Raw genomic sequence first — 26,686 nt, 5'->3', positions numbered from 1 at the left:
GTTGAGGATTGATGTTGTTTAATTATTGGGAGCAATTGACCTGCACCCAGTCGGATTTGTGGTCGCCTTCCAGCACGAGGTCGATCAGGAAAGGCTCGTCGTCGGCCAGCATTTGCTCGATGGCCGGGCCGATTTCTTCTTCTTTTTCCACCCGCACGGCTTTCACCCCCATCGCCTGAGCCAGCAGGTCAAAGCGGGTAGCGGGGTAGGAGAGGTCGAAGGGCAGCGGGTAGTCGTGCTTTTTCAGATCGCGCTCCTGCCAATAGACGTCGATGTTCATTTGCAGGAGTTTGTAAGAGCCGTTGTTACAGACCACAAACTTGGCCCCCGCCTTGTGCCGCACCGCCGACCAAAGTGCCTGGATCGTGTACATACTACCCCCGTCGCCCGCAAAGCCGATTACGGTTTTGTCCATGTTGGCGAGTTTGAGGCCGATGGCTCCCGGAAATCCCACGCCCAGCGAACCGCCCCGCGTGAAGAAGTAGTGTCCGGCCTCACGTGGCGGCATATAGCGAGTGATAGCGGGTGAACTCGTCAGGGCTTCGTCAAAAATAATGGCGTCCGAGGGTAGTTTTTGGGCAAGTACCTCGGCGAATTGCGACATCTGCAAAGGCGATTTGCCTTTCTGGTCCTGGTCTTTTTCAAAATCCTTGGCCAGTTTTTGCTTTTTCGCCTTGCCGAGTTCCTGCACCCGCGCGGCGGCGGCCTGGCGGTAGTCGTCGGTCATGGTTGCTTCCAGTTCGTCGGCTAGGGCTTGCAGCGAGAGTTTGGGGTCGGCCACTACGCCCAAATCCACGCGGTGGTTCTTGGCGATTTCGTAGGCGTTGAGGTCGAAGTGAATCACCTTGGCCCCCTCGGCGTAGATTTCGCCTTCTTCGGGAAAAACCTCGGGCATCATGTAAGTACCCACCACCAGATTGGCGTCGCCTTTGCTGGTGATTGGCTTACTGAACGAGCCGAACATATGGCCCGTCGTGCCCTGGTACAGCGGGTGGGTGTTGTCCATAATGACATCGCCGAACTCCACGCCGTAAACCTCGGCTCCCAGCAGTTCGGCTACGCGGGTCATTTCGGGAATGGCATTGGAATAGGCTACGCCGTCGCCGATGAACATCATCGGCTTTTCGGCGGCTAGCAAAGCCTGCGCCGTTTCTTTGATCAGCGACTCGTCGGGCCGAACTCGAGTCGAGGGAATGCAGGCCGGAAAGACAGGCTCGTCGTTGGGTTCGTCCAGAATATTCATGGGCAGACAGACATACACCGGTCCCATGGGTGGCGTGGCCGCGATCTTGACTGCCTGCCGCACCGTCCGCAACAGGGACTTGGACGACAGCGCCATCGTCGAGAACTTGGTGACAGGCCGCATCATGCCTACCAGGTCGTTGGCCATCTGGGCGTCCATGTTCATGTACTGCGTCCCGGCGTCGGAGCCAATTATGACCAGCGGCGCGTGGCCGCGTTTGGCCTGGTAAGCCGCGCCCACCGCGTTGCCGATGCCGGGTGCGCTGTGGAGCTGCACCAGCGTGGGCTTTTGCGAGTAGCGGGCGTGGCCGTCGGCCATCATCAGCGCCACACTTTCCTGCAAGGTGAGGATGTACTTCATGGCCGGGTACTCCGACACGGCGTCCAGAAAGCCCTGCTCCACCGTGCCGGGGTTGCCGTACATATGATCCATGCCGTCGGCCAGGAACTGTTCGATGATCTTCTGATTTCCGGTTTTACCAGCCATAGCGCGTGAGTCCATTGTCCAGAACATTGACAAACTGATCCCCGAACTCGAAAGCGCACTGCAACGAGCGGGCCGTGATGAAGGGGTAGTCCACGATCACCGAAGTCTCCTTGCCGAAGTTGCCGTGGTACTGTCCCTCGGGGCCCACGGCGTCGGAGAGCAAGTACTCGAGCACGTAGGGAGGTGGCCCCATGTTCAGGTCGGTGTGCAGGAAGCCCGTGCCGTCGTGGTAGTCGTACTCGATGCAATGGCCCGTGACGTGCTTGCCGCGAATGATTGACTTACGTTCGTTGAAATCGCGGGCGAACACCAGGGGGGCTACGCCGTAACAGATGGCCCCAACGGGCATTTGCTTCTTATAAAAAGCCAGGATGAGGTCATGGACGCGCTGGTTGTTGACCATGTCGATGATCGGCCCGCTGCCACCTACCAGTAGCAGGGCATCGTACTTCTCGGTGATTTCGGCCTGCGCTGTTTTCAGATCGGCGAAGTATTTCTCGAACTTCCGCAAAAAATCGGGTTCTGAGAAATAGGGCCGCTCAGGGATGATAGCCGACATATCCTGGCAGGCGTCCAGGCGGTCGGTGGCTTCGAATGCTTTCACTTTCTCGGCTGCTTCCTCGGTGGTGACGCACACGCCGAGCGGGGGGTCGAAGTAGGTGGGATCGTAGCTGGGCGGCAGGGCCTCGGCCCGCTTGCCGTTGGGGGTCATGAACTCGACGGTGTAGCCCGCCGCTTCCAGTTTTTCGAGTGGGCCGACGAGTTCGATGCCCCAGTAGCCGTATTCTGAGAGGATGGCTAATACTTTTTTTGACATAGTAAAATAAAGTTTAACATAACGTTGAGTAAATTGAATTCAAGAGAAAATGGTGGTGTGGAAAAGAGAGCTTTTGATAACGTTGAGTAAATAACATTGGAACTTGCTCAGGCCGGATGTAATGAAATCATGTGGGGTGTGTATAGTGTGGCCTGTCCTGGAATTAGATGTTCCAAAACTGGCGAAGATTGCCAGGTTTAGTACCGTTTTTTTAGGTGAACCTGACAAATCGGGGGGTGAACCGCTCAGAACCGCACCCTGAACTTTTGCCAGGCTTTTTCCAATCCCGGTCAAAAGCCTTAACTTTATGAAAAACCCTGGAAAATAAGATCGCTGCAGATCGTTCATGTCAAGCACACAGCCCGCTCGGCTTACCAAATCGCCCTCGAACTGAATCCGAACGACGCCCTGACCATTTATTGGTATAGTTTGCTGTTAAGAACGGTCGGCAAGCCTGCCGAGGCCGTGTCGTACAGTGCGCGAGCCGTAGAACTGGATCCGCTGCACCCTGTCATACTGAGTGGTCATATTCGTAACTGCTCTTACGCGGGCCGGTATGACTTGGCGATAAAGGGGATAGAGAATGGAAAACAACTCTTCGAAAATTCCTTCATCTTTTACATCTGTCGGGGATATTATCATTTGGACAGAGAACAGTACGCCGAAGCCCTAACAAATCTCAAGAAAACCGAAGAACTGAACCCTGGCCTTAAGCACTTTCATTCGCTAGTGGCTTTCTGCCAGGCACGATTGGGTAAGGAAAATTCCGCTCGCAGGCACTTAGCTACTTTGGGTACTTCTCCCGACGATGATCTATCGCGTGCTATCATCTACGCAGGCACGAAGCAGGCCGAATCAAGTATTGCTTCTCTGCAAAGAGCCGCCAACCAAGGTTTCGTTTACACCGATATGCTACTTCACCCCGCTTTCCGCCTCCACCACCGCGACCCGCGCTTCCTGGAAATACTGAAAGACTTCGGCCTACCTGCGCCCATGGCTAAGGTGAACTAGGCATGGTTCTAGCATAATTTCTTGTTCAAGAAGCTGCTTCAGCGGTAGTCGCAGGTACTACAATAGCCTTTTGTCCACGTTTTCGAGTATTTTGTCCACGCTCTGCTTTTGCTGTTCGCATAGCCCTCTTTTGCGATCGATTGTAGTGTTAAGAAACCTTTCGCGCAATATGGCTGCTTTTTTAGAGGACTTTGAAAATCGAAAGTGGGTACTTCAACCGACGGCCATCATGCTGGTCTTCGCGGCTTTGATCTGGATCGTCTGGCTGTACTACAGCTATTATATTGAAGAGTTAGAATGCAATGGCAACTCCATTGCCCGAATATTTGGTGTAAATTTCGTCTTCTTATTGCCAGGTACTTACTGGTTTCCTGAAATCGCGTAATCATTGATCGGAACGAATTGACTGATATTTTTTATCTATTATGAAACAATAGACTAAAGATGACACATGGCACTAAGCTTTAGAAACCATGCGCCAAGTGACAGAACCATCATATTGCTACATTTGCCATATCGGTCACTTAGCAAAAATATGTTATATTCATTCCTCAAAAATTATCTTTCGACACGAACATATTTTCGCTTAACCCACAATCTCCGCCATTCTCAATGTAATAGAAGAATAGTCAACCCATGAACGAAGTATCGATCCTTCCAATGACTTGATCGCGTCCCCAACCCCTCAACATAGCGCACTATGAAAACTTTACGAATACTACTCGTGGCCGTTCCTTCTTCCGGGAGGGATTCTCTAGTAAAATCTCTAAACGCCTCCAGTTATTCCTTCGAAATTTCAGAAGCAACCGATAAGCGAAAAGCTTTGCTGGCCTGCTCCAGATTTAGATTCGATGTTCTGGTGGCTAATCATCTGTTGCCGGACGGTACCCCGGAAGACTTGACCGAGGTTCTTGACGGCTCGATGGCCTGCCTCATACTGCGCGAAAAACGGACGTCGAAAGATTGGGTCGTAATGCTGGGACAAACCCTCGACGACTGGAAGTGTAAAGTAGAAGGGAAGACCAGACTGCATTTGGAATCCCAACAATTGCGCCATGCCAGTGCCCTGGAACGTTGTATTAGAGAACTGAAAAACATCTCCGGCGGAGCGGTCGATCAGGCCCTGAAGGTCATACTCGAAGTTATGGAGGTCAGTCGCGTTTATATTCGCGAAACCCCCATTGGCCAAACTGGGTCGCCTGTCGTCACCCACGAAATCGCCGCACCTGGACATCTGCCGATATTGGGTTCCCAGCGATCGGCCTATGAGGTTTCTGTCCAGCGTACCGACGGCCACGTATTTCACCTGGGCATTGAGGACGTGACTTACCAAAGACAGTGGAGTCCGGCCGAAACCGAGTTTGTCCATACAGCAGCCCATTTGTTGAAAGACGAGTCGGGCAGAAAAACAGGTGCTCCCAATCGCGCCCTGAGTTTTCGCCTATCCGCCTAACCGATGACCAAGCAGCGCTCCTTTGAGTTGAAGCAGGCTTGGCTGTACGGTCTAGTGGTGAGTGTAGTGATCAATATGTACCCCATTGTGCTTTGCCTGTGGAACCCGGCGGAATTCGAAACTTCGGCTGGGTATGGCCCGGAAGCTCTCGTAGTGCAGGTATTGAACTGCTTTCTCTTCGCCAGGGTGTTTTCACTTCTCTACGTGGATTCTCTGGGTCGATTCTCTCACTGGTTCCATGAGCAGTCCACCGTCGTACAGATTGCCTTTCAGTGCCTGTTGTTCGTGGCCCTGACCGAACTGCTTTTCCATTTGCAGCTTTTTCTGACGGGACCCGTTTGGCAAACGGGGCTTTTGCATCTCGGCTACTACATACGGCATTTGGCATGCTTTGCCGCCGTATACGGTTATTGGTACTATGTCAAAACTATAGCTCACACCAATCGGGTGAATCTGGAAAACGAGCAGTTGAAGAGGTTGGAGGTGAAAAACCAGCTCGATGCTCTCAACAGCCAGCTCAACCCGCACTTCCTCTTTAATGCGCTCAATATCCTCAATATTTCGATCACGACCGATCCCGGTAAGGCGCAGAACATCGTCCATAATCTGTCAGACATCCTGCGTTACAATCTGAAGATTCAGAAGCAGAGCCTGGTGCGATTGTCGGAGGAGTTGGAAGTAGCGCGATCATTCCTGGAACTGTACAAGGCAAGGTTTGGCGATAAACTGATTTTCACTTTTGAAAATACCAATGTGCATAAGGAGTGGTACGTCGTGCCACTCTCGCTTCAGCTACTGATCGAGAATGCCATCAAGCACAATGTGATTACTTCCAACCATGTCCTCCATCTGAAGGTCGAAGTCGATGAAGCCGCAGGCCGACTGGTGATTTCCAATTCCATCAATCGCAAACCCCATACTGACGGCCTGGGAATCGGACTCAGCAACCTTAACAAACGTTACGAGCTTGTTTCGGGCCGTAACACTTCGCTGGCCAACGACGAGGAGCATTTTTCCGTTACTATTCCCTTGATTGAATCGCCATGACCAATATTCTGATTATTGAAGACGAGCAGCCTGCCGGGGAGTACCTGCAAAGCCTGATTCAACAAATTATGCCGGAAGCCAAGATTCTGGATATTTTGGAAAGCGTGGAGCAATCGGTGCAATGGCTGACAAGCCACCCCGCCCCCGACTTGATTTTTTCGGATGTGCAGCTCGGCGATGGTACCTGTTTCGATGTTTTCGAGCAGACCACCGTCCGCTGCCCGATTATTTTCACGACCGCCCACGATGAGTACGCCATCAATGCCTTCAAGCTCAACAGCGTTGATTATTTGTTGAAACCCATCAAATCCACTGCTTTGCACCAGAGCCTTGACAAGTACCAGCAAACCAGTGGCGAAGGACTAAAAGGCAAGATGGAGTCGCTGGAAGAAATCATCCGCAGCCAAATGCTGTCGGGCAAAACGACCCGCCGCAATTTTCTGGTACCGTACCGCGATAAACTGATCCCGATCCGGGACGAGGAGTTTGCCTGGTTCAAGATTGAGAATGGCATCGTGGACGGCAGACTTACCGATGGCCGCAACTACGCGATAGATAAGAGTTTGGAGGAATTGGAGAAAATGCTGAATCCCGATGACTTTTTCCGGGCCAGCCGCCAGTTCATCGTCGCCCGCCGCAGCATCCGCGAAATCGAGTTTTACTTCAACGGCCGCCTCCTCATCCGCGTCGATCCCGTATCCAAGAAACCCATCCTTATCAGCAAAGAACGCGTGCCGATGTTTAAGAAGTGGTTTGAAGAAAGTTAAGGAGGAAAGGAGGAAAGGAGGAAAGGAGCTTGCGCCAGCTTTCCTTTCCTCCTTCATTTCATTCCACTCAAATCAGGCAGTGGACTTACCGACGTCCAACCGCCATCCACAATCAGGCTTTGCCCGGTAACATTGCCGGAAAAAGGCGAAAGCAAAAAAAGCGCCGCACGGGCGATGTCGCTCGTCTCGGCTATCCTTCCAATGGGTGTAATGGCTGACCAAACTTTGTCGTAGGACGGGTCGTCCCGTAAAGTACGTTCGGTAAGTGTTGCGCCGGGCGCAATGGTATTAATTGTAATACCGTAGGGAGAAAGTTCAATTACCAGATTCTTGGCCAGCATTTCCAGGCCGGCCTTAGTCATAGCATAGGCGGCCAGGTTTTGGTGCGCCTGATGGCCCACCACCGACGAGAACAACAGAATCCGCCCGAATGCCGTCTCCTGCGCCCTCATTTGTCGCGCTGCCGCTTGGGTTAATAAAAATGATCCCGCTAAGTTTACGTCAAGTACCCGGCGCAGGTCGGCAGCCGGGTATTCGAAGAAATCTCCATACAGCGTAACGCCTGCATTGGCTACCGCGATCGTCAGTTTGCCATAGTTGGCAGCGGCGGTCTGCACCATTCTTTCTATAACATCTGCGTTCGAAGCATCGCCAGGCACGGCCACGCAGACGCCGCCTTCCGCCACGATGATCGCTGCTGCTTCCTCGGCTAGTCCCACGTCAAGGTCGTTCAGAACTACCGACGCACCCGATTGCGCCAGTTGCCGGGCGATCTCGAAGCCTATCCCTTGCCCCGCCCCGGTCACGATCGCGACTTGATCTTCAAATGTTTTTTCAGTCATACCTACTTCAATAATTCGCCGTTTATCAGAATTTTTCCCACGTACCAGTTATTCTCCGCATAGTCTTCGGCCTTCCTGATTATCTCTCCCCGCTCCGCCAGAATAGTGGCTTTGTCGAACGGCTCGGCCAGCGCTTTAAAAACTACCTCGTGCGTGGTGTCTTCCAGGTCTTCTATCAAATAATTACTCATCCGGTAGTAAGTACAATAGGCGTCGAACCGAGAGATCGTATCGTGAACTACTCCGTCGATTTCTACCACTACTTTTCCTGTTCCCGGCCCTTTTCAACCCTTCAATAACATCGACTGACCGCCCTCAACCTACTCCATCTTCCTGATGTAGGCAAAAAGATCACGTACCTCCTGCTCGCTCATGCCGTCCAGCAGACGCTCCGGCATGAGCGAGGTAGTTTGCGGCTGCATCTCCGAGATTTGATTTTTGGAAAGCGTAATTTCTTTGCTGCCAAAGGGTTTGAGCGTGATCGTGTTGCCGCTTTGGGCCTGCATGGTTCCTGCCAATGTACGGCCATCCCTGGTTTTGACGCGATAGTTGACGTAGCCTTCCCGAATGCCGGCGTTTGGGTCCACGATATTGAGCAGCAGTTCGTCCACGTTCCGGCGGTCATATCCGGTGAGGTCGGGCCCCAGGTCGCCGCCTTCGGTGAATAATTTATGACAGCTTCCGCATTTTATTTGGTAAATGCTCCGTCCGGCATCGGTACTTCCCGACTTGGTTTGAAGTACTTTGACAATCTTTTGTATCTGTTCTCTCTTGGCAGAGGAAGTAGCCAATTGTGCGCCTGTCCACAGGCGGTTGACGGAGGTAGTTATGGTCGGGTCATTCAACAGTTTCAGTTGATTGACCACCTGAATGGGTACATCCGTTCGACTGATCTGCCTGGTACTTTCGATGGCGGTCAGCAACTGCTGCGTCCAGGCGGCGCGGCTGGCGAAAAGCTGTAAAGCCGCCAGCCGCACGTCCGGGTCGGCACGTAGCTTGTCGGGATAAGCTTGAATAATTTGCTGCCCAATGTCGGGATTGTCGTAACGCTGCAACGACTGCAAGGCCGCTTGCTTGATCGCCCCCGAAGATTCGGCACTTTGGGCGACTTTGAGTAATTGTGGAATGGCGTCCGGCTGGTTGATTTCTCCCAAAATACGGATGTAAGACAAACGTTCCTGGATGGGCGCGCCGGGATCGGCGATTGTATTTAAAACCTGCTTCAACACCTCCGACTTACCCTGGCGCAAGGCCAAAGCCTGCGGAGCGTCACCGAACAGATGTTGGTAAGGCTGCAACGCTTTCAGCAAGTACGGGGGTAGTTCATTAATATTCTGACCACGAAGACCCTCTTGCAAACCATTTAGCAGCGGCTTAGCCGAGGTTTCGTTAGGAGCCAAGGCAAGTAGCCGGGCGGCGGCCTTTAAATTTTCGGGCTTTTTATCCATTACAAAACGCTGCATCACGCGCGATAAAAGTCCCTGCTGCACGATTTTATTTTGCCAAATCGCCCGATCCTCGAACAGAGAAAGTACCTCCCCGCGGCCCGTATCGGTCTTGGCTTCCAACGCCCACCAGATCAGCAGCGGATTTTCCGTATCATCGACATCTTCTTCGTGCGACAGCAGTCCTCTGATGATCGGCAGCGCATCTTTGGCGGGCAGGCGTTTGGCACTGGCAGCCAATTGGCTTCTCACCTCGGAATAATCTTCCCGCTCCGCCAAACGAGCCAGTTCTCCCGCTATTTTTGGAGAAACTACCCTTTTATCGCCCAGCAAACGGACGCCCCACATCCTGACGAACGGATCAGCGTGCCGAAGCGCGTGGCCAGCTACTTCGTCGGTAAAACCGCCGCTCAGATGAATCGCCCAAAGTACCTCCAAAGCCAATTGGCCGTCATTTTTAGATTGTAAAAGCGGAAGTAGTTTGGCGACCGTAACCGGATTTTTTCTTTCCCCAAACTGCTGCAAAGCCTGCTGGCGAAACCACTTGTTCCGGTGCGAGAGCAAGGCGATGAGTTGCTCGTCGGAGTAGATACTTAGGTCGAAGGCAGGTACTTTGGCGGGGGTACTTTTGTTGACTAAGCGATAAATCCGGCCACTGGATTTGTGCCAGGTGTCACGTGGATCGACGTGCGAGAGGCGGCTGTCGTACCAATCGGCGATATAGACCGCGCCGTCCGGTCCCGTCTTGATGTCTACTGGCCGAAACCAGTGATCGTCTGTTTCCAAAATGCGAGCCTCATCGAAGTATTTGAACGTGGAGCCGTGGCGTTCTAGTCGGGTGAGCTGTAGGTAGCTTTGTAATGGATTGATGGCGATCACATCGCCCTGGTAGCGAGCGGGTAAACTACCTCCGTCATACTTTATCCAGGCGTGGGTGAACCTTCTCTTGTCTCCTTCCAAAAGCATGCTGGGCAAGTATCCGAAGGAGTAAGGATTGGTAAGCGGCCCGTGTTTGCCCCAATTTTTTTTATAATACCCTCCTTGTTTATAATAAAACCCGCGATCCGCCCCATTGTCGCCCGAAAAAACCCGGCCCTTCTCGTCGATCTCGACGTCGAAGGTGTTGCCGCCACCCTCGGCGAAGAGTTCGAATATCTGCGTGTCGGGATGGTATCGCCAGATGCCTTGTCCCAGAAATTTCACATTCTTCGTAACGCTCGAACTGACGTTGGCCGTAGTAGTACTGCCCTGTGCCCCGTAAAGCCAACCGTCGGGCCCCCAGCGCAGGTTGTTCGCCACGGCGTGGGTATCTTCCAATCCGAATCCTTCAAGGTGTACTTCCGGCGAGGCGTCGCCCGACTTCCCATCCGGCAGACCGTCTCCGTTTGAGTCAGGATACGCCAGCAGATAGGGCGGGCTAAGTACCCAGATTTTCCCTCTCCCCAGTACCACGCCGGTCGTGATGTTCAGTCCGGTGATGGCGTCGGTGGCTTTGTCGTAGTTTCCGTCGCCGTTCGTATCTTCGAAGAAAGTAATCTTGTCGGCTCCCTTCACGCCTTGCGGCGGTGGGGCGGGTACTTTGTCGAAGGTTAGGCGTAGGTGGTGATCCACACCTGTGACTTTGACGCCTTCGGGGTAGGGATATTGATTATACTGCACCACCCACATCCGGCCCCGGTGATCGAAGCTGATGTCCAGCGGCTGATGAATGGCGGGTTCGGCCAGCACCAGTTCCAGTTTCAAATCATCCGGGTAGCGAAACCCGGCCAAAGCTTTCTGCGGCGGAGTGAGTTGGGAGGTGTCAGATAGATCGCCCCGTCCCTCGAAGGCTTTCATGTAGGCGGCCACGTCTTCGTTGGCGGCTACTTCTTCTATTTGTTTTGAATTGCTCTTTTCCTTTGTTGGCGCGCATCCCGATAGGATGAGTAATACGGAAACGCAAGCCAGACTAGGTAAGAGGATGTTTTTCATAAAACAACGGCTTCACTTTGGAACTTTGTGCCTTTGGAACTTCCTTAATGCGAATCCCGCGTTACTTTATCTCCCGAGCCGCCGCGCAGGAAATCCATGTCGGCACCCTCGTGGGCTTGCATGACGCGGTCGATGTGCAGGTTGACAAAGCCGCGCGTGTAACCCAGCTCCAGCGGCTTCCAGTCGGCGCGACGTTTTTCGAGTTCTTCGTCCGACACATCCAGATGCAGACGGCGGTTCTTCACGTCGAGTTCGATCATATCGCCGTCCTGTACCAGAGCGAGGGTGCCGCCCACGGCCGCCTCGGGCGACACGTGCAGTACTACCGTGCCGAAGCCCGTACCGCTCATGCGGCCGTCGGAAATGCGTACCATGTCCATCACGCCTTTTTCCAAAAGCCGCTTGGGAATGGACATATTCCCCACCTCGGGCATGCCTGGGTAACCCTTTGGGCCGACATTTTTCAGAACCATCACCGTATTTTCGTCGATGTCCAGGTTAGGGTCGTCGAGCCGGGCCTTGTAGTGGTCGATGTCGTCAAACACCAGGGCCGGGCCGCGGTGCTGCATCAATTCGGGTTTGAGCGAAGCCGAGGGTTTCAGCACCGCGCCGTTGACGGCCAAATTGCCCTTCACCACGACCAGTCCGGTCAAGTCTTTCACGGGTTTTTCCAAAGTACCGATCACTTCGGGGTCGAAGCATTCGGCGTTGGCGCAGTTCTCAGCCATCGTCTTGCCGTTGGCAGTGATGACGTTGCCGTGCAGCCGCGATTGCATTTCCTTAATCACCACGGGTAAGCCACCCGCGTAGTAAAAATCCTCCATAAAGTACCCGCCTGATGGTTGCAAATTGGCCAGCAAAGGGATGTCGGAGGATAAATGGTCGAAGTCGTCCAGTTTCAAATCCACGCCGATGCGGCCCGCGATGGCCAGGAGGTGAATAACAAAATTGGTGGAGCCGCCGATGGCGGCGTTGATTTTGATGGCGTTCTCGAAGGCCTCGCGCGTCAAAATCTGCGACAGTCGGAGGTCTTCCTTGACCATATCCACGATGCGGCGGCCCGAGAGGTGGGCGGCGACCTTGCGGCGCGAATCGACGGCGGGAATAGCGGCGTTTTCGGGCAGCGTCAGGCCCAGCGACTCCACCATGCAGGCCATGGTGGAGGCCGTTCCCATCACGGCGCAGTGACCCGCGCTTCGGCACATGCAGGCTTCGGAAGTCGTGAATTCTTCTTGGGTAATCTTGCCCTGACGGAAGGCTTCGCTGAACCGCCAGACATCGCTCGTACCGATACTTTTGCCCCGGTAACGGCCCGTCAGCATTGGTCCACCCGACACGACGATGGTCGGAATGTCCACGCTGCTGGCACCCATTACCAGCGAGGGGGTAGTTTTATCGCAGCCACAAAGCAGAACCACGCCGTCGATAGGGTTGGCGCGGATGGACTCCTCGACGTCCATGCTGGCCAGGTTACGGTAGAGCATGGCGGTGGGCTTGATAAGCGTCTCGCCCAGCGACATCACCGGGAATTCCAGCGGAAAGCCACCCGCCTCCCACACGCCGCGCTTGACCGACTCGGCCAGCTCGCGGAAGTGTCCGTTGCAGGGCGTGAGCTCCGAGAAGGTATTGCAAATACCGATGACGGGCCGTCCTTCGAATTCATCGGCGGGATAGCCCTGGTTTTTCATCCAGGCACGGTAGATGAATCCGTCTTTTCCTTCTTTGCCAAACCAGCCCCGGCTGCGCAGTTCTTTCTTATTGTCCATAACAGGTTTTGAAATTCAATGAGTAGTCAATGGGAAGCAAAGGTACTTTTGGTGGATTTATAACGTATCTTGCGTATCGTTTTTATCGCTTTCTATGCTATGTTCCGTTTGACTTTGCCTTTCCACCCAAAATGCGGTCTGCTTTTGGCCGCTTTGGTATGTATGTTTGCCTCCACGCTTTCCGCTCAGCCCGTCTCGGACGCTTTTCTTGAAAAAATCTTACGGAAAAATCCGGAATGGTTCGGCAAAATTCTGGAAAACCCGAGTGCTCATGGCGTGCAGATCATGTACACCAAAATCGACCGCAATCGCCGCAACGAACCTCATTTTACGACCTATCGCTATAATATCGATAAGGACAAGTACTTCTATCCGGCCAGTACTGTCAAGTTGCCCGCCGTACTGCTGGCCTTTGAAAAAATAAACCAATTGAGTATCGCGGGGCTAGATAAGGACACGCCGATGTTTACCGAAGCCACCCGCCCCGAACAAACCGCCGTCACCACCGACACCACTGCCGAAAACGGCTTGCCGTCGGTGTCGCATTATGCGAAGAAAGTTCTGTTGGTGAGCGACAATGATGCCTTCAATCGGCTTTACGAGTTTATCGGACAAGAAGAATTCAATGAAAAGCTGCGGGAAAAAGGCTACCTGAACACCCGCATCCGGCATCGTCTGCAACTGCCAATGAGCACTGAGAACAACCGCTATACCAATCCGCTACGCTTTGAGAAAAACGGAAAGGTGATTTATCAGCAACCAGCAGCCTACGCCGAGAAAGTTGAAAAGCCCGCCGCGCCCATTCTGCTCGGAAAAGGTTATATGAAGGATGGTAATCTGGTGAATGAGCCTTTCGATTTTACGGAGAAAAATGCCTTTGCGCTGGAAGATCAACACAAGTTGCTGAAAGCCATCTTTTTTTCCGAAACTCTGGAACCCACCGAGCGCTTCGACCTGAAGCCTGACGACTACCAATTCCTGTATCGGTACATGTCGCAACTGCCCATGGAGACGAGCTACCCCGAACATTATTCGGAGGACTTTTACGACAGCTACGTGAAGTTTTTTATTTTTGGCAATAACAAAAAGCGGATGCCCCGCCACATCCGCGTGTTCAATAAGGTGGGCGATGCCTACGGGTACTTACTAGACAACGCCTACATCGTCGATTTCGAGCGCGGCATCGAGTTCATGCTCACTGCCGTGATCGATTGCAACGAAAACCAGATTTACAACGACGATACTTACGCCTACGAAAGCGTGGGATTTCCCTTCATGGCGCATCTGGGCGAAGCCATTTTCGAGTACGAAATGAACCGAAAAAAACGTGGTCGCCCGGATTTGAGCCGTTTTGAGGTGGAGTACGATAAGTAATTCACCGATTGACTCTCCAAGGCTTGCAATACACCAAGTTATACCCGTGGCCGAGGATGAGAAAAGCGGAACCCAAGTACCCCGTTACTTTGAATGCCGGGTTGATGTCTTCCAAAAGGAGTGACGAGGAAAACAGCACGAGGGAAGACCACAGGAAGAGCTGTAGAACCGGAATTTTGTGATCGCGCGTGGCAAAGTACACGGCAACACCGTTAATGAGAATGAAGAAATAATCCAGATGGAGTGGTCCGACTGCCAGTTGTTCATGAGCAGAAAGCGAACCACCGATTGCCAAAGCGGGCGTGATGAGACAGTGAATCAGGCACAATAGCGAACCTGCAATGCCCACAAAGTCGGCTTTGCCATGGGAATGTCCAAGATGGGTGGAAGTGTTATTTTTCATCGTTTTATGCAATGCTGTTGCAAAAGTAGCATGAAACTTAGTCTTTTGCAACGCTGTTGCATTATTATCCTGTGGTATGGTCGGAGCAACGGTTGCCTGACAGCCCGTTGATCAGTAGAGCGAAAGCAAAAAAAGCCAATGGAAGCAACAATCAACGACACCCTAAAAGAACACAACCTCCGTACCACAGGCTGCCGCGAGGAAGTACTTCAGACCTTCCTCGCCCGCGAAAAAGCTCTCTCGCACGGTGACCTGGAAGGCAGCCTGAAAGAACGCTTCGACCGCGTAACGATATATCGCACCCTGAAAACATTTCTTGAAAAGGGTATCATTCACAAAGTACTGGATGATGAAGGCACCCGCTACGCTCTGTGTAAAGAACGATGCACCGAGGACAATCATCACCACGACCACGTACACTTCAAATGCAATGCCTGTGGCGAAACCAATTGCCTGGAGAACCTGCACGTCCCGGCTGTCCAACTTCCCGCCGGCTACCGCGCTCAGGAAATCAATCTGCTGATCCAGGGTTTGTGCGCTGACTGCACAAAAAATTGAAGGCTGCTGGCTGAAAAATACCCTTGCCCTATTATTGCTATTCGCTCTTTCCTTCGGGGGCTGCTGTGGAATTTGTTCGTGAGTTGCCTGAAAGTGGTCGAGGTTTTTAAGGAGATTGATCTCAAAGAAGATGGGAATCAAGTGAGAGCCAGCCGTAAGTACTATACTTTCTTCACCGACACCTCTACTTTCGGGTAATCCATGTTGGCGCGAATTGCTTCGCGCGCCTCTACGCCCGCAAATTTCTCGCAGACATAAAGTCCAAGGTCCAATGACGCCGCCACCGCTCCGGCGGTAATCACGTTGCGGTCTTCCACGATACGAACTTTCTGGACGTTGGGACAGTATTGTTTCAGCCTTTCGTACTCTTTGAAATTGGTAGTTGCCATCCGATCCTGCAAGAACCCAGCGGCCCCGAGCAACAGACTTCCCGTGCATACCGATATCTTATGCGGTACATTCTGGGCCGTTTTGAGCCAGTTTAGAAAATCGCGGTCATTCAATAAAGCGCGGGTACCGAAGCCTCCCGGCACGAAAATGAGATCGTAAGCGTCCAGCGACTGCCGTACCCGCGTTGACCCAATCGACAGTCCGAAACTATCCTGTACGGTGTCGGTGAACGAACAAAAATCCCAACTGAGATTCGGAATGTAACCCTGAGATTTCAGTCGTGAAACCGGATCGTAAAACCCTACGAAATCCAGCATCGTGATGCCGTTGAAGAGTACAAAAGCGACTTTCATACGGTCGCTGGAAATCGTTTCAGGTGTAGAAGACGGCACAGCCGATGGAGTGGACAAAAGAGAAAGAGAAGTGATCCCCGCCGACACAGCCCCCAATTTTTTCAAGAATCCTCTTCTTTCTTCCATAGAAAAGTATAAATTTGAACGAGAGCGAATTTGGCCTGACTAGCTTCCCTCCAAGCGAAGATAAGCGCATTATTTACTCATTTTCTAATTTACCAATTCAAAATTAGCTCCCGTGCCTCTCAAGAAACCAATTGTCACCCTCACGGTCAGTCCAGCCGTGGATAAAAGTACCACCGTCGAGCGGTTGGTGCCGGATAGTAAACTCCGCTGCAAAACGCCGCTTTTCGAGGCGGGAGGTGGCGGCATCAATGTCGCCAAGGCCATTCACCGTCTGGGAGGCGACCCCATTGCAGTATTCACCTCCGGTGGCCCCACCGGGCAGCGTCTGCAAAAACTTGTCAAGGCAGAGAATGTTTCTATCCGCATTGTAGAAACCAAGGAATGGACGCGGGAAAACCTCAATATCGTTGAAACTACCACCGGGTTACAATACCGCTTTGGCATGCCCGGCACCCAATTGATGCCCACCGAAGTCGAAGCGATACTCGACACCCTGGAAGAAATCGATCCGCACCCATCGTTCATCATTGCCAGTGGAAGCTTACCACCGGGCGTACCTACCAATTTTTACCAACAGATTGCGGAATTGGCTAAGCGGCAGGGTGCCAAATTCATTGCCGATACCTCGGGTGAATCGTTGCGGCTGGCTTCGGAGGCAGGAGTGTACTTGTTAAAGCCCAACGTAACCGAATTGAGCGAACTGGTTGGAGTAGAACATCTGGAAATGGATGAATTGGACGAAGCCGCTCGCGCCCTGATCATCCGGGGGAACTGCGAAATTGTGGTGATTTCGATGGGGCCGATGGGAGCAATGCTCGTTACGGCCGACTATGTTGAACACGTCCCCGCCCCGCCCGTAACCAAGCAGAGTACCGTCGGCGCGGGCGACAGTATGGTTGCCGGAATGGTGTGGACGCTTTCGCAGGGGAGGACAATACGCGAAGCGGCCCGCATGGGCGTGGCCTGTGGCACCGCCGCTACCATGAATCCCGGTAGCGAATTATTTCATGTTCCTGATGTCAACCGTCTGCTCGACTGGATCAATCGTTACGAAGTGCGGTATGCTTCGGCGATAAGGTAGGGGAGGGGCAAAGTTCCAAAGGTACAAAGTTGCTGACGCCTCTAAACATCTACACACGCCACGGGGTCGGTACACCGCAGGGGCCTGCTAAGCAAAAACTACTCTGCCCATTCTAAAACACGCTCCGCTTCTTGAGTGGGCTTTACTTTTATGTCTACAACGGTGAGGGCAATAGTTAAGCCCGTGGCCAGGACAAAATAGCTGCCGAGGAGGTAGCTGAGCCAACTGCCGGGTGTCTCAACGCCGAACCAATTCCCCATGTAAAATAAGATGCCCATACCGAGGACGTTGCGAGCGGTTTCCCAAAGCCAGGCCTGAGGGTTGCGATCCATAAGTTCGGTGTAGGCATAAATCCCCAGAAATATAAACGCCCCGCAGAGAATAGCATTGGGGAGTCCGATCTGCATGAGATTGCTGAACAGCGTGAAAATCAGCAGAAAAGTGAAGGCGAATTGTATCCAGGTCCAGGCGATAAGAGTAGGGGAGGCAGCGGGGGCATACTTCTCGAAATTGTAAACGTCCTCTATTTTCTTGACCGGATAGCGTTCCGGGACGTCGGCGGGTCGCCAGCCCGTGGGCATGAACCAGATGCGGGCTTTGTCGTACCAGCTTCGGGTGCGCCAGGCGTCCTGTACGAGTAGCCAAAGATGCTGCCAGTTGATTTTGATTGGGTTCCAGGTACTTACTGGGCGCGTGATGCCGTACACAGGCGGTACGTCGGGTAGTTCTTCCTGGAAAGTACCAAAGATTTTATCCCAAATAATAAAAATTTGCCCATGGTTCTTGTCGATATAAATTGGGTTGATGGCGTGATGAACCCGATGGTGCGAGGGCGTGACCAGAAATTTCTCCCAAAACCCCATCCGGCCAATATAGATCGTATGGTACCAAAATTGCGCGAAAAGGTGAATGGGAGCCAGTACCGCGATGACCACGGCCGGTACCCCGACGATGGCGGCGGGAATGAGGAAGATGGTGAAAATATTGAGAATGCCTGAAATACTCTGCCGCAGGGCGCAGGCCAGATTAAATTCTTCACTGCTGTGGTGGATCAGGTGGCGGTTCCACAGGATGTTGACTTTGTGGTTGAGCAAATGACCTAAATACCCCGCTAAATCCAGCGCCACAAAAGCAATGAGCCACACCCAAATCGTCGATTTTATTTCAAAAACCGCCCAATGCTCCACCATCCATGCGTAGGTAATGATGGAAATGCCCAATCCCAACGCGTCTTTCAGGCTATTGGTGAAACCCGAGCTAAGGCTCGAGATCATATCCATGTTTTTGAAATGATGCCGGAAGCGGACCCAGCCGTACAGTTTTTCTCCCATCACTGTGAGCAGAAAAACGGGCATGGCGATGGTCAGGATTTTGGCGTATTGCTCCATTTAGGAAAGAATAAAAGAATAGAAGTAGCTCTATCATTTTTCGGCTATAAAGTTGCCGAAAACTTAGGAACAAGCCAATTCTTTTTTAGATTCCCTGTGCCTTGCGCCAATGCAGGAAATACAAGATTCTGTGGTGCAGACGTTGCCAGTCCTTAATATTTCGGGAGGCATTTTCGGGCTTCTCATTATTGGAAACGATAAAGCCCTCTAGCAGGTGTTTGTTTTCCTCGATCTCGGTGAGTGGGTCACGCTCTTGCTTGTTCAACTGCTCATCGACGCTCGCCGTAAAGTCGGCTTTTCCCTTTCGTTGCAAAATTTTTTCTGGTAAAAAATCACGCATGGCTACCCGAAGTGGGCCTCGACCGTACCCCTCGTAAAACTTCAATTTAGCAGGAATGAACAGACATAATTCGATCAGTCTCTTATCGAAGAAAGGGTGGCAAATCTGCACTTGGTGACGCGCTCCAATGATGTCGTAGTACTCGCTGATCTCACTCATCATCTGGTAATACAAGCCACTATTGATGAGCAAATTCGTAGTCGGAGGGTGATCCGGCCCTTCCTTCATAAACGGAGTGCATTGGGCCGCCAACTCAGGATCAACTTCGTAGCTGGCTGCGGTGTTAGTCTTCCTGGAAAATCTTTTGATTGCAATACGTAGCAGGTATAGCGGCGAAATTTTCAGGTAGAACAACATGCCCTTGATGAAATGCCACCTCGACCTGATGCGTCCTGGAAAAATTGCCGGGAGACGCTTCCAGAATACGCTTACCATTCGTCCGGCGTACAGTTCATGTCCCTTTTTGCGACCAAATTTTTCCTGGTAGTACTGCCTGTTGTGTGCCATATCCATCAGTCTAACGGCTTCTTTCCAATCGTTCCGTCCAATGGCCTCGTAAATACATTCCGTCCCGTAACCCACTACGGTATCGCCATCACTCCCAGTCAGCATTACCCGGCTGTTCTTGCCAGACACTCCGCGCAAAATCGGAGCGAAATGATTATAAGTCAGTGAGAACATCTCCGGCATATCAGTGATGTTCGCTATTTCCTTCAAAGAGCCATAGTAATCACGGTCGGCCGTCTGCTCGTGATGTTGGACCGGGTGCATTTCTAGAAAAGGCGCAACGTACTCCTTTTCGGAAGTTTCTTCCAGTTCCGTATCAATGTAGTAGGTATCAAGCGTCCGCTTCTCCTCTGCCAGTAAGGTACTTGCCACGGCAGACACCGAAGACGAATCCAGACCACCGCTCAGAAAAGCACTTACGGGAAATGGAGTCCGGATTCGGCAGGCAACTGCTTCGAGGAAAGCCTTTTTGAAGGCAGCCAGGTACTCCACATCTGTTTCAAAACGGTACTTCTCGGCGTCTATTCGCCAATACATCTTCTCCGATGCTCCCTGCTCGTTGACCAGCAGGCAATGTGCGGGGGGCAGACTACTCACCGCTTCGAAGAATGTGTTGCGCTGGTAAATGTTGAATTGTCCCCAATGGCACAGATAGTTGGCCACACGACTTTTGTCGATCGCTTTCGGTAAAGAAGGAAATGCCCAGAGGGCTTTTATTTCCGAGGCAAACAGAAAGTACTTGCCCGGAACATAATGAAAATAAAACGGACGCACCCCGGAATGGTCGCGTCCGCAAAAGATAGTTTGGGTAACAGGTTCCCAGATGACAAATGCAAAATCGCCAATGAGATGATCCAGACAATCTGCCCCCCACTTCTCGTAGGCACTCAGGATCAATTGGCTGTCGGGAATCGAATCACCAGCGATTTCAACGGGCAAATTCAAAAATCTCCTTAACTCGGCGCGGTTGTCAATGCGGGCATCGGCAACTAGCACGTTACCCCGCTCATTAACCAGCGGTTGGGCTTCCTGAAACGACTCCGGCGTAACATTCAGGTGTAAATAACCTACAGAGACGTTCAGTAAATTATGAACGTGTACTCCATCGGCTCCCCGGTGGGCAATCCGGTCGGCCATCTGCCGGGCTAATCCGGCGGATGGCTCTTCACCGTCCCACCGGATTAGCCCCACAATTCCGCTCATTGCACCTTACTTCTTTACTGTTGCCGCCAGTAGCCCATTTCGGCGGTGGAGACGATCTTGACTCGGTTCCGGCTGCCGCCCAGGGGCGTGGTGTACAGGCTCGGTACCGATCCCACGACGTTGTTCACGTTCGTGAAAATTATGCTTTGCCCGTTGGGTGAGTAACGCGGATCCAAATCATTAGTGCCTGCTGGCTTCACAGCGTTGTTGCTATTGGTTCCCGTGGCAGACGAGAGATCTCGCAAAGATACCTCAGGCAACTGATCGAGGTATAACTCGTAAATCCGGGCGTCTATTTGTCGGCCGTTCTCACTCCGCAATGGGTTAGTGTCCAACGAGAACAAAATTTCGCCGCCATCGATTGAAACTGCGGGATTGCTCATCCGTTTGTCAGTGGTGAAGATCGTTGTTGAGAAACCGCCGTTGTAAATGATCGACAATTGGTTATCGTACACGGTTTCTCCGGTGGTGCGGGCCACGATGGCTTTGGTGGCTTCATTCCAATCGCAACCGGCAAACTGCCGTCCCGACGGGGCGCGGGCCACCTCAGTTCGTCCCGTCCCGTCGATATTGATTGAATAGAGTCGGTTGTTGCTGGGGTAAATGATTTTAGAACCGTTGTTTGCCCAGCAAAAGGAAAGGTCGAGAGCTAGCAGACCACCTACGGGTACGTCGGTGACCTGGCGCAACCCCGATCCGTCCCGGTTGATCGTGAAAATGTGCAGGTTAGTCGAGCGGTTGGAAATGAAAGCGATTTTCTCCCCGTCGGGGCTGACAATGGGTCGCCAGTTGCTTCCTTCCGTGGTCAGTTGTACCACAGTTTTGTCGTCGTTGGCGGCGTAGATTTGGTAAATCCCGCCCGTTTCCCGCGCGAAGACGTAGCTAAGCGAGGGGAACTTCGGCGTTTTGAACGTCCAGATTTCACTGAATACCTTCTCCCGCTTGTCTTTGGCCACTACCTGCCAGTAGTAGGTTTTGTCGTATTCCAGATTATCGACAAACAAAGTGTCGTTGCCATAATTGGTTCGGAAAGGCGTAGCAGGCGAACTGCCCTCCTTGAACAGGTACACATCGAAGGTAAGCGTGTCACGATCCGGATCGGTAGCGGTCCAGGCAAACAACTGGCCATTGACGCCACTCAGCGTAGTACCCGTGGCGGGAATCGGTCTGGTGGGCTGAGTCGGAGCACGGTTGGACTTGATGTCCTCCGACATATAAATCGTAACGACCGGATTCTGGCTATCAGCGACTTCCACAGTGACGTACTCGTTGAAAAGGGATGTTTTCTCAGCGCTGATCGTATAGCTTCCAACCGTGAGACTATCGAACAAGAAATTACCCGTCGTGTCAGTCAATAGGCTCCTTCCCGAAGGATTGAGCTTTATCAATACATCCGATAAAGGCTTCTTCGTCACGTTATCGATTACTTTGCCCGTAATCTTACCGAATACTTTGGGAGTTACGAACACATCCTCGGTACAGGACGCTGACCAGAGCGCAGTCAACGCAACCACCAGGAACACTGCAATGCGGCTAAATTTGAAATTCATGAATGACATAGAAATGATGTTGTTATCAGAAATATTTTATCGAATAAAGGGGATCGTCTCCTAGTTTGTAGCGGGGGTCTGATTCAACACGGGTGCTGTTACGGCCCGCTTTTTGGAGCCCCGACCAATGTAGAACGATATGCCGCCCGAGAGCCGCAAGAACGAGTCATTCAATTGGCCATTGGCGATGTCGTCCACCTGGTCGTTGGTCATAAAATAGTAATCGGCCATCATCCGGAAACCGATCTTATTACTCACCAGTGCCTCCAGCCCTCCGCCCGCTTTGGCGTACGAGAAGGTTTTGAGATTATTGGAAAAGCCATTCCCCGTGGAGGTCTGCGACAGACCCATGCCCAGGCTTCCAAATGGGGTAATGCGCTGGTAGGGCAATCCTTGATAAACGACCGACAGGTCGGCATTGCGCCAGTTGCGATCTAAGGTGAAAGAGCGATCCTTCGTGAACGTCGAAAACGAACTCATGAAGCCATTTGCCTGAACGCCCCACTTTGGGGTTATATTGTAGTTGACGTTCAGTCCATAACCGGGCTTCCAGCTACGAATGGCGTAGTCGCCGTTCAGCCGCAGCATCGATACATAAGGCGTAATGCTAAGGCGCGGCCGCTCGGTGGAGTTGGTGACGCCATAAATATCGGTTCCCTGCATTTCGGCTTTTTCAGCTTCGTAATCGGCCATCTGCTGCTGGGTCTGTTCAGCATATTTTTCATCAGCCAACCACAAGTTGTCCTTGATTCCTTCCATAATTAGCGCCTGCACGGCTTTTTCGATAGCCGCTGTCACGGCCATTTGCGAAGGTTCGTTGGTCGTAAAACCCGTCTCCGCCTCCAAAATGCGCTTGAAACGCACATAACGAAACAAGCTGGCATTCACGGATTGCGAAAGGATGGTCTTGGAAGAATAAACCGTTTTAAGAATTTTACCGTTGCGGGTGGCGATGGCCCGCAGGTAAACCGTCACGCGATCCTGCCGGTATTCGGTAGAACCGCCCGCTCCGAAGTACCGGAGTCCCGCACCGCCTGTGATGATATTGGCGTCGTAGGACACGATGCCTCCTTCGAGGATCATTCCCGCAAACAGCAGCGGCGGGAGCAGTTCGTTGGCATTGTTGTACTGCGTCATGCTGGAGCGCATGATTTTCCGCTCGTTGAGCAGGTTACTTACGTTCTCCCGCTCGATGTTCAGAAACCACTTGCTATCCTCCATCGCCTTGAGGAGAATGTTGGTAGCACCCTGCGTGACGGCAGTGGAGAAGTTGGAGGTTTCGGCGGGCTTGTATTGTCCGGTTTGGTCGCGGAACTTGTACACCGCCGCCGCCAGAGCTTCCTTGGGTGGAGGAAGTAGTCGCAGTTCATCAGTGATCGTAGTTTCTTCACCCAGGCGAGCCGAGTGGAGGGCGGTGGGCTGATGAAAATAGGCCCTGCAGCCGCCCACTAAGGCGATGAGGGTAATCAAGCCAGGCTTGACCAGGTACTTTTTCAGATGCATTTTCTAAAAAACAATGAGGAAATGAGGAAGGGGAGCAGTAACTGCTTTCAGAAATAGGGAACAGTGACGGTGGTCTCGCCACCCTTACCATCCACGATACGGATATTCACTCCGGTGGAGCCGTTGGTGACATCCACACGCAGGTCGCCAAACTGGAAGGTACCCTCCTGCAAAGCGTCCTCGCCAAATTGATTAGCCAGTAGTTGAGAACTAATCCGGTTGAGGATCTGCCGACTCAAGGTCTGCGAAAAATCATCCAGCGAGTTACGGTTGGTAGGCGAGCTGGTTCGGGAAGTAGTAAAATCGGTTGCGTTAGGATCTTTTAGCTTATCCTGGGCCGTGGCGGAACTTTGCAGCCACTGGTAGTTGAAAGTATTCCCGCCAAAAGCAGGGTTTTGGGGGCGGTAGTTGAGCTGCTGAGCCATAGTGGCTGTCACACCCAACATCATGAAGAAGATAAGTAAAGTGATTTTTTTCATAGTAACATTTATCTCTGGCCTAAATCGTCTAGTAAATTCCGTTTCCCTTTTGGTCTTCGCTGCCTAGCTGTTTTTGGTATTCCTGAAAATATTGTATGTACTGCGTCAACATATTGGCGGCATCACCCGCCATTTCTTCCACCACCCCGAGACGCGGCTGGAGGAACTGTTGGTAAATCATGACATCATTGACGGAGACCGAGACGATGGTAGAAGTGCCAATGCCACCCGGCACGGGCTGCTCGTCGATGGAGACAGTGAGTTCTTCGCCAATATCGGCAAAGGCAGTGGGTGAAATAAGAGTGGTATCCGACTGAATAGTGAGCCACCTCTGGTAAACGTACTCGTAAAAATCCCGCCCGTTTTTAGTGCGGGTTTCATCCAGCAAAAAGATACCGGTAGCACTCTCCAGAAAAAGGTTTTGTTCCTGCGCCACAGCCTGGCTTTCATCGAAATACCCTTCCACACTTCCTCCACTCTCCACATCTTGTCCCCGGCATTCTCCGAACAGCAGTATGCCCAGCAGGCACATTATTGCCGGAAATATTTTCGATTTACTGCCCATTGATTAACACTTTCATGCCGCCGCTCTGTTCAATCCTGATGGGGCGATCCAGTAAGCCGGAACCATTGTCAATGAGTTGGTTGCTGTTGCCGCGCTGGATGATCTGCAGCGTATTGTTGCTGGCTTCCAGGCTGCGAAGCTGTAGGTCATTGTTATTACCCAGTTGTGAAAACTGATAAGTGTTGCCCTCACCCAGCAAGTTCAGATCCATGTTGTTGAAGTCGCCCTGCTGAACCAGACGCAGGTTGTTTTCTCCGGCGTTGGGATTCACGTACTGACGGTTGCCGTCCCCCTGCTGGTAGCTTGTGACTTGCCCTACCTGCATCACCTGCACCGAAGAAGAAGAAGCGTTTGTAAGACTGCTCTGCATCATCAGGTCTGATTTGTTGAGAACGGTAAGTTCCGGGTCGGTACCCAATTGCTGAGCCTGGGCAAAAGTCGAACCCATGAGCAGCAAGAAAGCCAACCCGGCGGTTTGTTTGATAGTATTGGCCATAGCTAATTTGTTATGTGTGTTTCATTAAGGTACGCGCCCCTCCCGAAAAGAGTTGCAAAGGTATCGTAATTTTTTTAAAATTTTATAAACAAAACCAATCGATTTATCGAATGGTCATCCACTAACGCAATTACGAAAAACTGCCGGACTCAGTTTTGCTTAATAGAAACCGTATTGCCTGATCCTGATTGCGTTACCTGCACCGAGTTTCCTTTCCCGCCTTTGGTTTCGATCGCTACGACATTCTTCTTGCCGCGCTGCTCCACGGCTACGTTTTCCATGACTCCTTCGGCGGAGCCAGACACGGCAGTCGTGTCGATCAGGATTTGATTCGTACCGTTTTGGGTAATGACCCGGGTGCGGGGAAGCGTGTCGCCCGGAGTGCCTTTTACTTCCAATTGAAAGACGTTGTTGTTGCCTTGTTGCACGATTTGATTTTTTTGGGGGGTAGTCTGCGCGGATACCGCCGTGGCGGAACCGATCAACCCCAGAATGAGGAGTGTATTTTTCATCTGGTTATGTCTAAAAGGTTAAAGTTTGTGATGCCTCGGAATTTTCAGTCTTCCGGCTATTGGGGAGTCAGTTATAGAACTCCCATTGGGGGGAAATATTGCTTACATAAAAAAAGCATGAAGACCGAACCTTTCGGCCCGGTCTTCATGCCGTACTGCACTATTCCGCAGAATGATTGGCTACTCCTTAGAAGGTGCCATTCATTTGCGTGATGGTGGCTGAGTTACGCATACCACCCTGGTTGAAGTTGATGATATGGTCTTCACCAGTTTGGCTCAACAACGCTGTGTTATCGTCACCAGCCTGAACAGCCGTGTTGTTAGCACCGCTCAGGCGGAGGATGTTACCGTCGCCGTCTTGCGTCAGCGTCAGTTCGTTCTCCTTGCCCGTCTGGCTCAGACGAGCCTCGTTGTCGCTACCACCCGTTTGGCTGATCATCACCATGCCGCCCATTGTACCGGCGTTGTCAGGGTTCTGATTCACCACAATGATGTTGTTAGAACCTTCATCCTGCGACAGCGTGGCGTCGTTGTCGTCGTCCTGCTGGATCAGCGTGATTTCGTTGTCACCCGTACCCGACTGGTCGATGTCAGCCGTGTTGCTCGTACCCGACTGGTCGAAGTTGATCGTGTGACCACCGGCCGCACCATCACCATTGCCCGACTGAGTCAGATCGGCCGTGTTGCCGTTGCCACTTTGCAGGGCGAAAAGATTGGTACCGTTCTGCCGAACCCTGTGCTCGTTTCCCGTTTGGGTCAGCGAGAACGAGTTGTTGTAGCCCGTCTGCGTCAGGCGAGCTTCGTTTTCGCTACCAGCCTGGCTGATGGTCGTCGTGTTCATCTGCGTGTCGAAGTTGTCAGGAATCTGACGAACCGCGATCACGTTCAGATCACCCTGGGTCTGGGTCAGCGTGGCCATGTTGTTGTCCTTGCGCTGGGTCAGGTTGATCGTGCTGCGTGCTACGTTGCCTGACTGCAGGGCAGTACCCGTATTCTGCTGGCCCGACTGC

24 protein-coding genes and 1 pseudogene are annotated in these 26,686 nt (G+C 52.2%); 8 read left to right on the top strand and 17 right to left on the bottom strand.

Annotated features, from left to right (window positions below; translation table 11 throughout):
- Window positions 1-22: 22 nt before the first annotated feature.
- Entirely contained in the window at window positions 23-1,744 is a 1,722-nt protein-coding gene (locus ACEW8P_RS19375; protein ID WP_373514727.1) for a thiamine pyrophosphate-binding protein, read from the bottom strand.
- Window positions 1,719-2,546 (bottom strand): type 1 glutamine amidotransferase domain-containing protein, encoded by an 828-nt coding sequence (locus ACEW8P_RS19370; RefSeq protein ID WP_373514726.1) that lies wholly within the window; start codon window positions 2,544-2,546, stop codon window positions 1,719-1,721. The genes ACEW8P_RS19375 and ACEW8P_RS19370 overlap by 26 nt, the downstream gene beginning before the upstream one ends.
- 429 nt (window positions 2,547-2,975) lie before the next feature.
- Here ACEW8P_RS19370 and ACEW8P_RS19365 point away from each other — a divergent pair, with 429 nt between their 5' ends.
- The 5 genes from ACEW8P_RS19365 to ACEW8P_RS19345 all read left to right on the top strand — a co-directional run bounded on the left by ACEW8P_RS19365 (window position 2,976) and on the right by ACEW8P_RS19345 (window position 6,824).
- Window positions 2,976-3,557, top strand: a complete 582-nt coding sequence (locus tag ACEW8P_RS19365) for a tetratricopeptide repeat protein (RefSeq protein WP_373514725.1) — start codon at window positions 2,976-2,978, stop codon at window positions 3,555-3,557.
- A 169-nt stretch (window positions 3,558-3,726) separates the two neighbouring features.
- Window positions 3,727-3,942, top strand: a complete 216-nt coding sequence (locus ACEW8P_RS19360) for a hypothetical protein (RefSeq protein ID WP_373514724.1) — start codon at window positions 3,727-3,729, stop codon at window positions 3,940-3,942.
- 315 nt (window positions 3,943-4,257) lie between these two features.
- Entirely contained in the window at window positions 4,258-5,010 is a 753-nt protein-coding gene (locus tag ACEW8P_RS19355) for a hypothetical protein (RefSeq protein WP_373514723.1), read from the top strand.
- A 3-nt stretch (window positions 5,011-5,013) separates the two neighbouring features.
- Entirely contained in the window at window positions 5,014-6,057 is a 1,044-nt protein-coding gene (locus tag ACEW8P_RS19350) for a sensor histidine kinase (RefSeq protein WP_373514722.1), read from the top strand.
- Window positions 6,054-6,824 carry a LytR/AlgR family response regulator transcription factor gene (locus ACEW8P_RS19345; protein WP_373514721.1) on the top strand — a complete coding sequence of 257 codons (771 nt, stop codon included), beginning with the start codon at window positions 6,054-6,056 and terminating at the stop codon, window positions 6,822-6,824. Before ACEW8P_RS19350 ends, ACEW8P_RS19345 begins: the two co-directional genes overlap by 4 nt.
- A 53-nt stretch (window positions 6,825-6,877) precedes the next feature.
- Here the strand turns inward: ACEW8P_RS19345 and ACEW8P_RS19340 are convergent, their stop codons facing one another.
- Genes ACEW8P_RS19340 through ACEW8P_RS19325 form a run of 4 tightly spaced genes read right to left on the bottom strand, consistent with a single transcriptional unit; the run spans window position 6,878 to window position 12,848 of the window.
- Entirely contained in the window at window positions 6,878-7,666 is a 789-nt protein-coding gene (locus tag ACEW8P_RS19340; protein WP_373514720.1) for an SDR family NAD(P)-dependent oxidoreductase, read from the bottom strand.
- 2 nt (window positions 7,667-7,668) lie between these two features.
- Window positions 7,669-7,926: a hypothetical protein gene (locus ACEW8P_RS19335; protein WP_373514719.1), complete on the bottom strand. Its 258-nt coding sequence runs from the start codon at window positions 7,924-7,926 to the stop codon at window positions 7,669-7,671.
- A gap of 60 nt (window positions 7,927-7,986) precedes the next feature.
- A complete protein-coding gene (locus ACEW8P_RS19330) occupies window positions 7,987-11,082 on the bottom strand; it encodes a c-type cytochrome (protein ID WP_373514718.1) in 3,096 nt (1,031 codons plus the stop codon).
- A 44-nt stretch (window positions 11,083-11,126) separates the two neighbouring features.
- Complete coding sequence (locus ACEW8P_RS19325) at window positions 11,127-12,848, bottom strand: IlvD/Edd family dehydratase (RefSeq protein WP_373514717.1); 1,722 nt, start codon at window positions 12,846-12,848, stop codon at window positions 11,127-11,129.
- Window positions 12,849-12,992: 144 nt separating this feature from the next.
- Here ACEW8P_RS19325 and ACEW8P_RS19320 point away from each other — a divergent pair, with 144 nt between their 5' ends.
- The gene (locus ACEW8P_RS19320) at window positions 12,993-14,222 is read left to right on the top strand and encodes a serine hydrolase (RefSeq protein ID WP_373514716.1); all 1,230 of its coding nucleotides are present in this window, start codon (window positions 12,993-12,995) and stop codon (window positions 14,220-14,222) included.
- Between the two features lies 1 nt (window position 14,223).
- Here ACEW8P_RS19320 and ACEW8P_RS19315 read toward each other — a convergent pair whose 3' ends face one another.
- Window positions 14,224-14,625 (bottom strand): MerC domain-containing protein, encoded by a 402-nt coding sequence (locus tag ACEW8P_RS19315; RefSeq protein WP_373514715.1) that lies wholly within the window; start codon window positions 14,623-14,625, stop codon window positions 14,224-14,226.
- A 138-nt stretch (window positions 14,626-14,763) separates the two neighbouring features.
- On the opposite strand from ACEW8P_RS19315, the gene ACEW8P_RS19310 reads away from it, so the two are divergent.
- Window positions 14,764-15,183, top strand: coding sequence for a Fur family transcriptional regulator (locus tag ACEW8P_RS19310; RefSeq protein WP_373514714.1), 420 nt, complete (start codon window positions 14,764-14,766; stop codon window positions 15,181-15,183).
- A gap of 161 nt (window positions 15,184-15,344) precedes the next feature.
- Here ACEW8P_RS19310 and ACEW8P_RS19305 read toward each other — a convergent pair whose 3' ends face one another.
- Window positions 15,345-16,052: a DJ-1/PfpI family protein gene (locus ACEW8P_RS19305; protein WP_373514713.1), complete on the bottom strand. Its 708-nt coding sequence runs from the start codon at window positions 16,050-16,052 to the stop codon at window positions 15,345-15,347.
- A gap of 112 nt (window positions 16,053-16,164) precedes the next feature.
- Here ACEW8P_RS19305 and ACEW8P_RS19300 point away from each other — a divergent pair, with 112 nt between their 5' ends.
- Window positions 16,165-17,133: a 1-phosphofructokinase family hexose kinase gene (locus ACEW8P_RS19300; protein ID WP_373514712.1), complete on the top strand. Its 969-nt coding sequence runs from the start codon at window positions 16,165-16,167 to the stop codon at window positions 17,131-17,133.
- Between the two features lie 98 nt (window positions 17,134-17,231).
- Here the strand turns inward: ACEW8P_RS19300 and ACEW8P_RS19295 are convergent, their stop codons facing one another.
- The 9 genes and pseudogenes from ACEW8P_RS19295 to ACEW8P_RS19255 all read right to left on the bottom strand — a co-directional run.
- Window positions 17,232-18,521, bottom strand: a complete 1,290-nt coding sequence (locus ACEW8P_RS19295; RefSeq protein WP_373514711.1) for a sterol desaturase family protein — start codon at window positions 18,519-18,521, stop codon at window positions 17,232-17,234.
- Between the two features lie 85 nt (window positions 18,522-18,606).
- The gene (locus tag ACEW8P_RS19290) at window positions 18,607-20,571 is read right to left on the bottom strand and encodes an asparagine synthase-related protein (protein WP_373514710.1); all 1,965 of its coding nucleotides are present in this window, start codon (window positions 20,569-20,571) and stop codon (window positions 18,607-18,609) included.
- A gap of 14 nt (window positions 20,572-20,585) precedes the next feature.
- Window positions 20,586-22,121, bottom strand: coding sequence for a carboxypeptidase-like regulatory domain-containing protein (locus tag ACEW8P_RS19285; RefSeq protein WP_373514709.1), 1,536 nt, complete (start codon window positions 22,119-22,121; stop codon window positions 20,586-20,588).
- Between the two features lie 60 nt (window positions 22,122-22,181).
- The gene (locus tag ACEW8P_RS19280; protein ID WP_373514708.1) at window positions 22,182-23,624 is read right to left on the bottom strand and encodes a CsgG/HfaB family protein; all 1,443 of its coding nucleotides are present in this window, start codon (window positions 23,622-23,624) and stop codon (window positions 22,182-22,184) included.
- A 47-nt stretch (window positions 23,625-23,671) separates the two neighbouring features.
- Entirely contained in the window at window positions 23,672-24,103 is a 432-nt protein-coding gene (locus tag ACEW8P_RS19275; RefSeq protein WP_373514707.1) for a curli production assembly/transport component CsgF, read from the bottom strand.
- A 28-nt stretch (window positions 24,104-24,131) separates the two neighbouring features.
- Window positions 24,132-24,635 carry a CsgE family curli-type amyloid fiber assembly protein gene (locus ACEW8P_RS19270; protein ID WP_373514706.1) on the bottom strand — a complete coding sequence of 168 codons (504 nt, stop codon included), beginning with the start codon at window positions 24,633-24,635 and terminating at the stop codon, window positions 24,132-24,134.
- A gap of 22 nt (window positions 24,636-24,657) precedes the next feature.
- A complete protein-coding gene (locus tag ACEW8P_RS19265; protein ID WP_373514705.1) occupies window positions 24,658-25,164 on the bottom strand; it encodes a hypothetical protein in 507 nt (168 codons plus the stop codon).
- Between the two features lie 149 nt (window positions 25,165-25,313).
- Window positions 25,314-25,676 carry a hypothetical protein gene (locus ACEW8P_RS19260; RefSeq protein WP_373514704.1) on the bottom strand — a complete coding sequence of 121 codons (363 nt, stop codon included), beginning with the start codon at window positions 25,674-25,676 and terminating at the stop codon, window positions 25,314-25,316.
- 187 nt (window positions 25,677-25,863) lie between these two features.
- Window positions 25,864-26,686 (bottom strand): annotated as a pseudogene (locus tag ACEW8P_RS19255) (hypothetical protein); the annotation flags it as partial.

Origin of the sequence: Persicitalea sp. (assembly GCF_041751555.1) — a bacterium.
GTDB lineage: Bacteria > Bacteroidota > Bacteroidia > Cytophagales > Spirosomataceae > Persicitalea.
Note: the sequence above shows the minus strand (reverse complement) of the source record. Positions and strands in the feature narration are given on the sequence as shown.

Excerpts from the sequence above, each read along its gene's own strand:
- ACEW8P_RS19375 (WP_373514727.1), bottom strand. The coding sequence starts at position 1,744 with ATGGACTCACGCGCTATGGCTGGTAAAACCGGAAATCAGAAGATCATC.
- ACEW8P_RS19370 (WP_373514726.1), bottom strand. The coding sequence starts at position 2,546 with ATGTCAAAAAAAGTATTAGCCATCCTCTCAGAATACGGCTACTGGGGC.
- ACEW8P_RS19360 (WP_373514724.1), top strand. The coding sequence starts at position 3,727 with ATGGCTGCTTTTTTAGAGGACTTTGAAAATCGAAAGTGGGTACTTCAA.
- ACEW8P_RS19355 (WP_373514723.1), top strand. The coding sequence starts at position 4,258 with ATGAAAACTTTACGAATACTACTCGTGGCCGTTCCTTCTTCCGGGAGG.
- ACEW8P_RS19350 (WP_373514722.1), top strand. The coding sequence starts at position 5,014 with ATGACCAAGCAGCGCTCCTTTGAGTTGAAGCAGGCTTGGCTGTACGGT.
- ACEW8P_RS19345 (WP_373514721.1), top strand. The coding sequence starts at position 6,054 with ATGACCAATATTCTGATTATTGAAGACGAGCAGCCTGCCGGGGAGTAC.
- ACEW8P_RS19340 (WP_373514720.1), bottom strand. The coding sequence starts at position 7,666 with ATGACTGAAAAAACATTTGAAGATCAAGTCGCGATCGTGACCGGGGCG.
- ACEW8P_RS19330 (WP_373514718.1), bottom strand. The coding sequence starts at position 11,082 with ATGAAAAACATCCTCTTACCTAGTCTGGCTTGCGTTTCCGTATTACTC.
- ACEW8P_RS19325 (WP_373514717.1), bottom strand. The coding sequence starts at position 12,848 with ATGGACAATAAGAAAGAACTGCGCAGCCGGGGCTGGTTTGGCAAAGAA.
- ACEW8P_RS19315 (WP_373514715.1), bottom strand. The coding sequence starts at position 14,625 with ATGAAAAATAACACTTCCACCCATCTTGGACATTCCCATGGCAAAGCC.
- ACEW8P_RS19310 (WP_373514714.1), top strand. The coding sequence starts at position 14,764 with ATGGAAGCAACAATCAACGACACCCTAAAAGAACACAACCTCCGTACC.
- ACEW8P_RS19305 (WP_373514713.1), bottom strand. The coding sequence starts at position 16,052 with ATGGAAGAAAGAAGAGGATTCTTGAAAAAATTGGGGGCTGTGTCGGCG.
- ACEW8P_RS19295 (WP_373514711.1), bottom strand. The coding sequence starts at position 18,521 with ATGGAGCAATACGCCAAAATCCTGACCATCGCCATGCCCGTTTTTCTG.
- ACEW8P_RS19290 (WP_373514710.1), bottom strand. The coding sequence starts at position 20,571 with ATGAGCGGAATTGTGGGGCTAATCCGGTGGGACGGTGAAGAGCCATCC.
- ACEW8P_RS19285 (WP_373514709.1), bottom strand. The coding sequence starts at position 22,121 with ATGAATTTCAAATTTAGCCGCATTGCAGTGTTCCTGGTGGTTGCGTTG.
- ACEW8P_RS19280 (WP_373514708.1), bottom strand. The coding sequence starts at position 23,624 with ATGCATCTGAAAAAGTACCTGGTCAAGCCTGGCTTGATTACCCTCATC.
- ACEW8P_RS19275 (WP_373514707.1), bottom strand. The coding sequence starts at position 24,103 with ATGAAAAAAATCACTTTACTTATCTTCTTCATGATGTTGGGTGTGACA.
- ACEW8P_RS19270 (WP_373514706.1), bottom strand. The coding sequence starts at position 24,635 with ATGTGCCTGCTGGGCATACTGCTGTTCGGAGAATGCCGGGGACAAGAT.
- ACEW8P_RS19265 (WP_373514705.1), bottom strand. The coding sequence starts at position 25,164 with ATGGCCAATACTATCAAACAAACCGCCGGGTTGGCTTTCTTGCTGCTC.
- ACEW8P_RS19260 (WP_373514704.1), bottom strand. The coding sequence starts at position 25,676 with ATGAAAAATACACTCCTCATTCTGGGGTTGATCGGTTCCGCCACGGCG.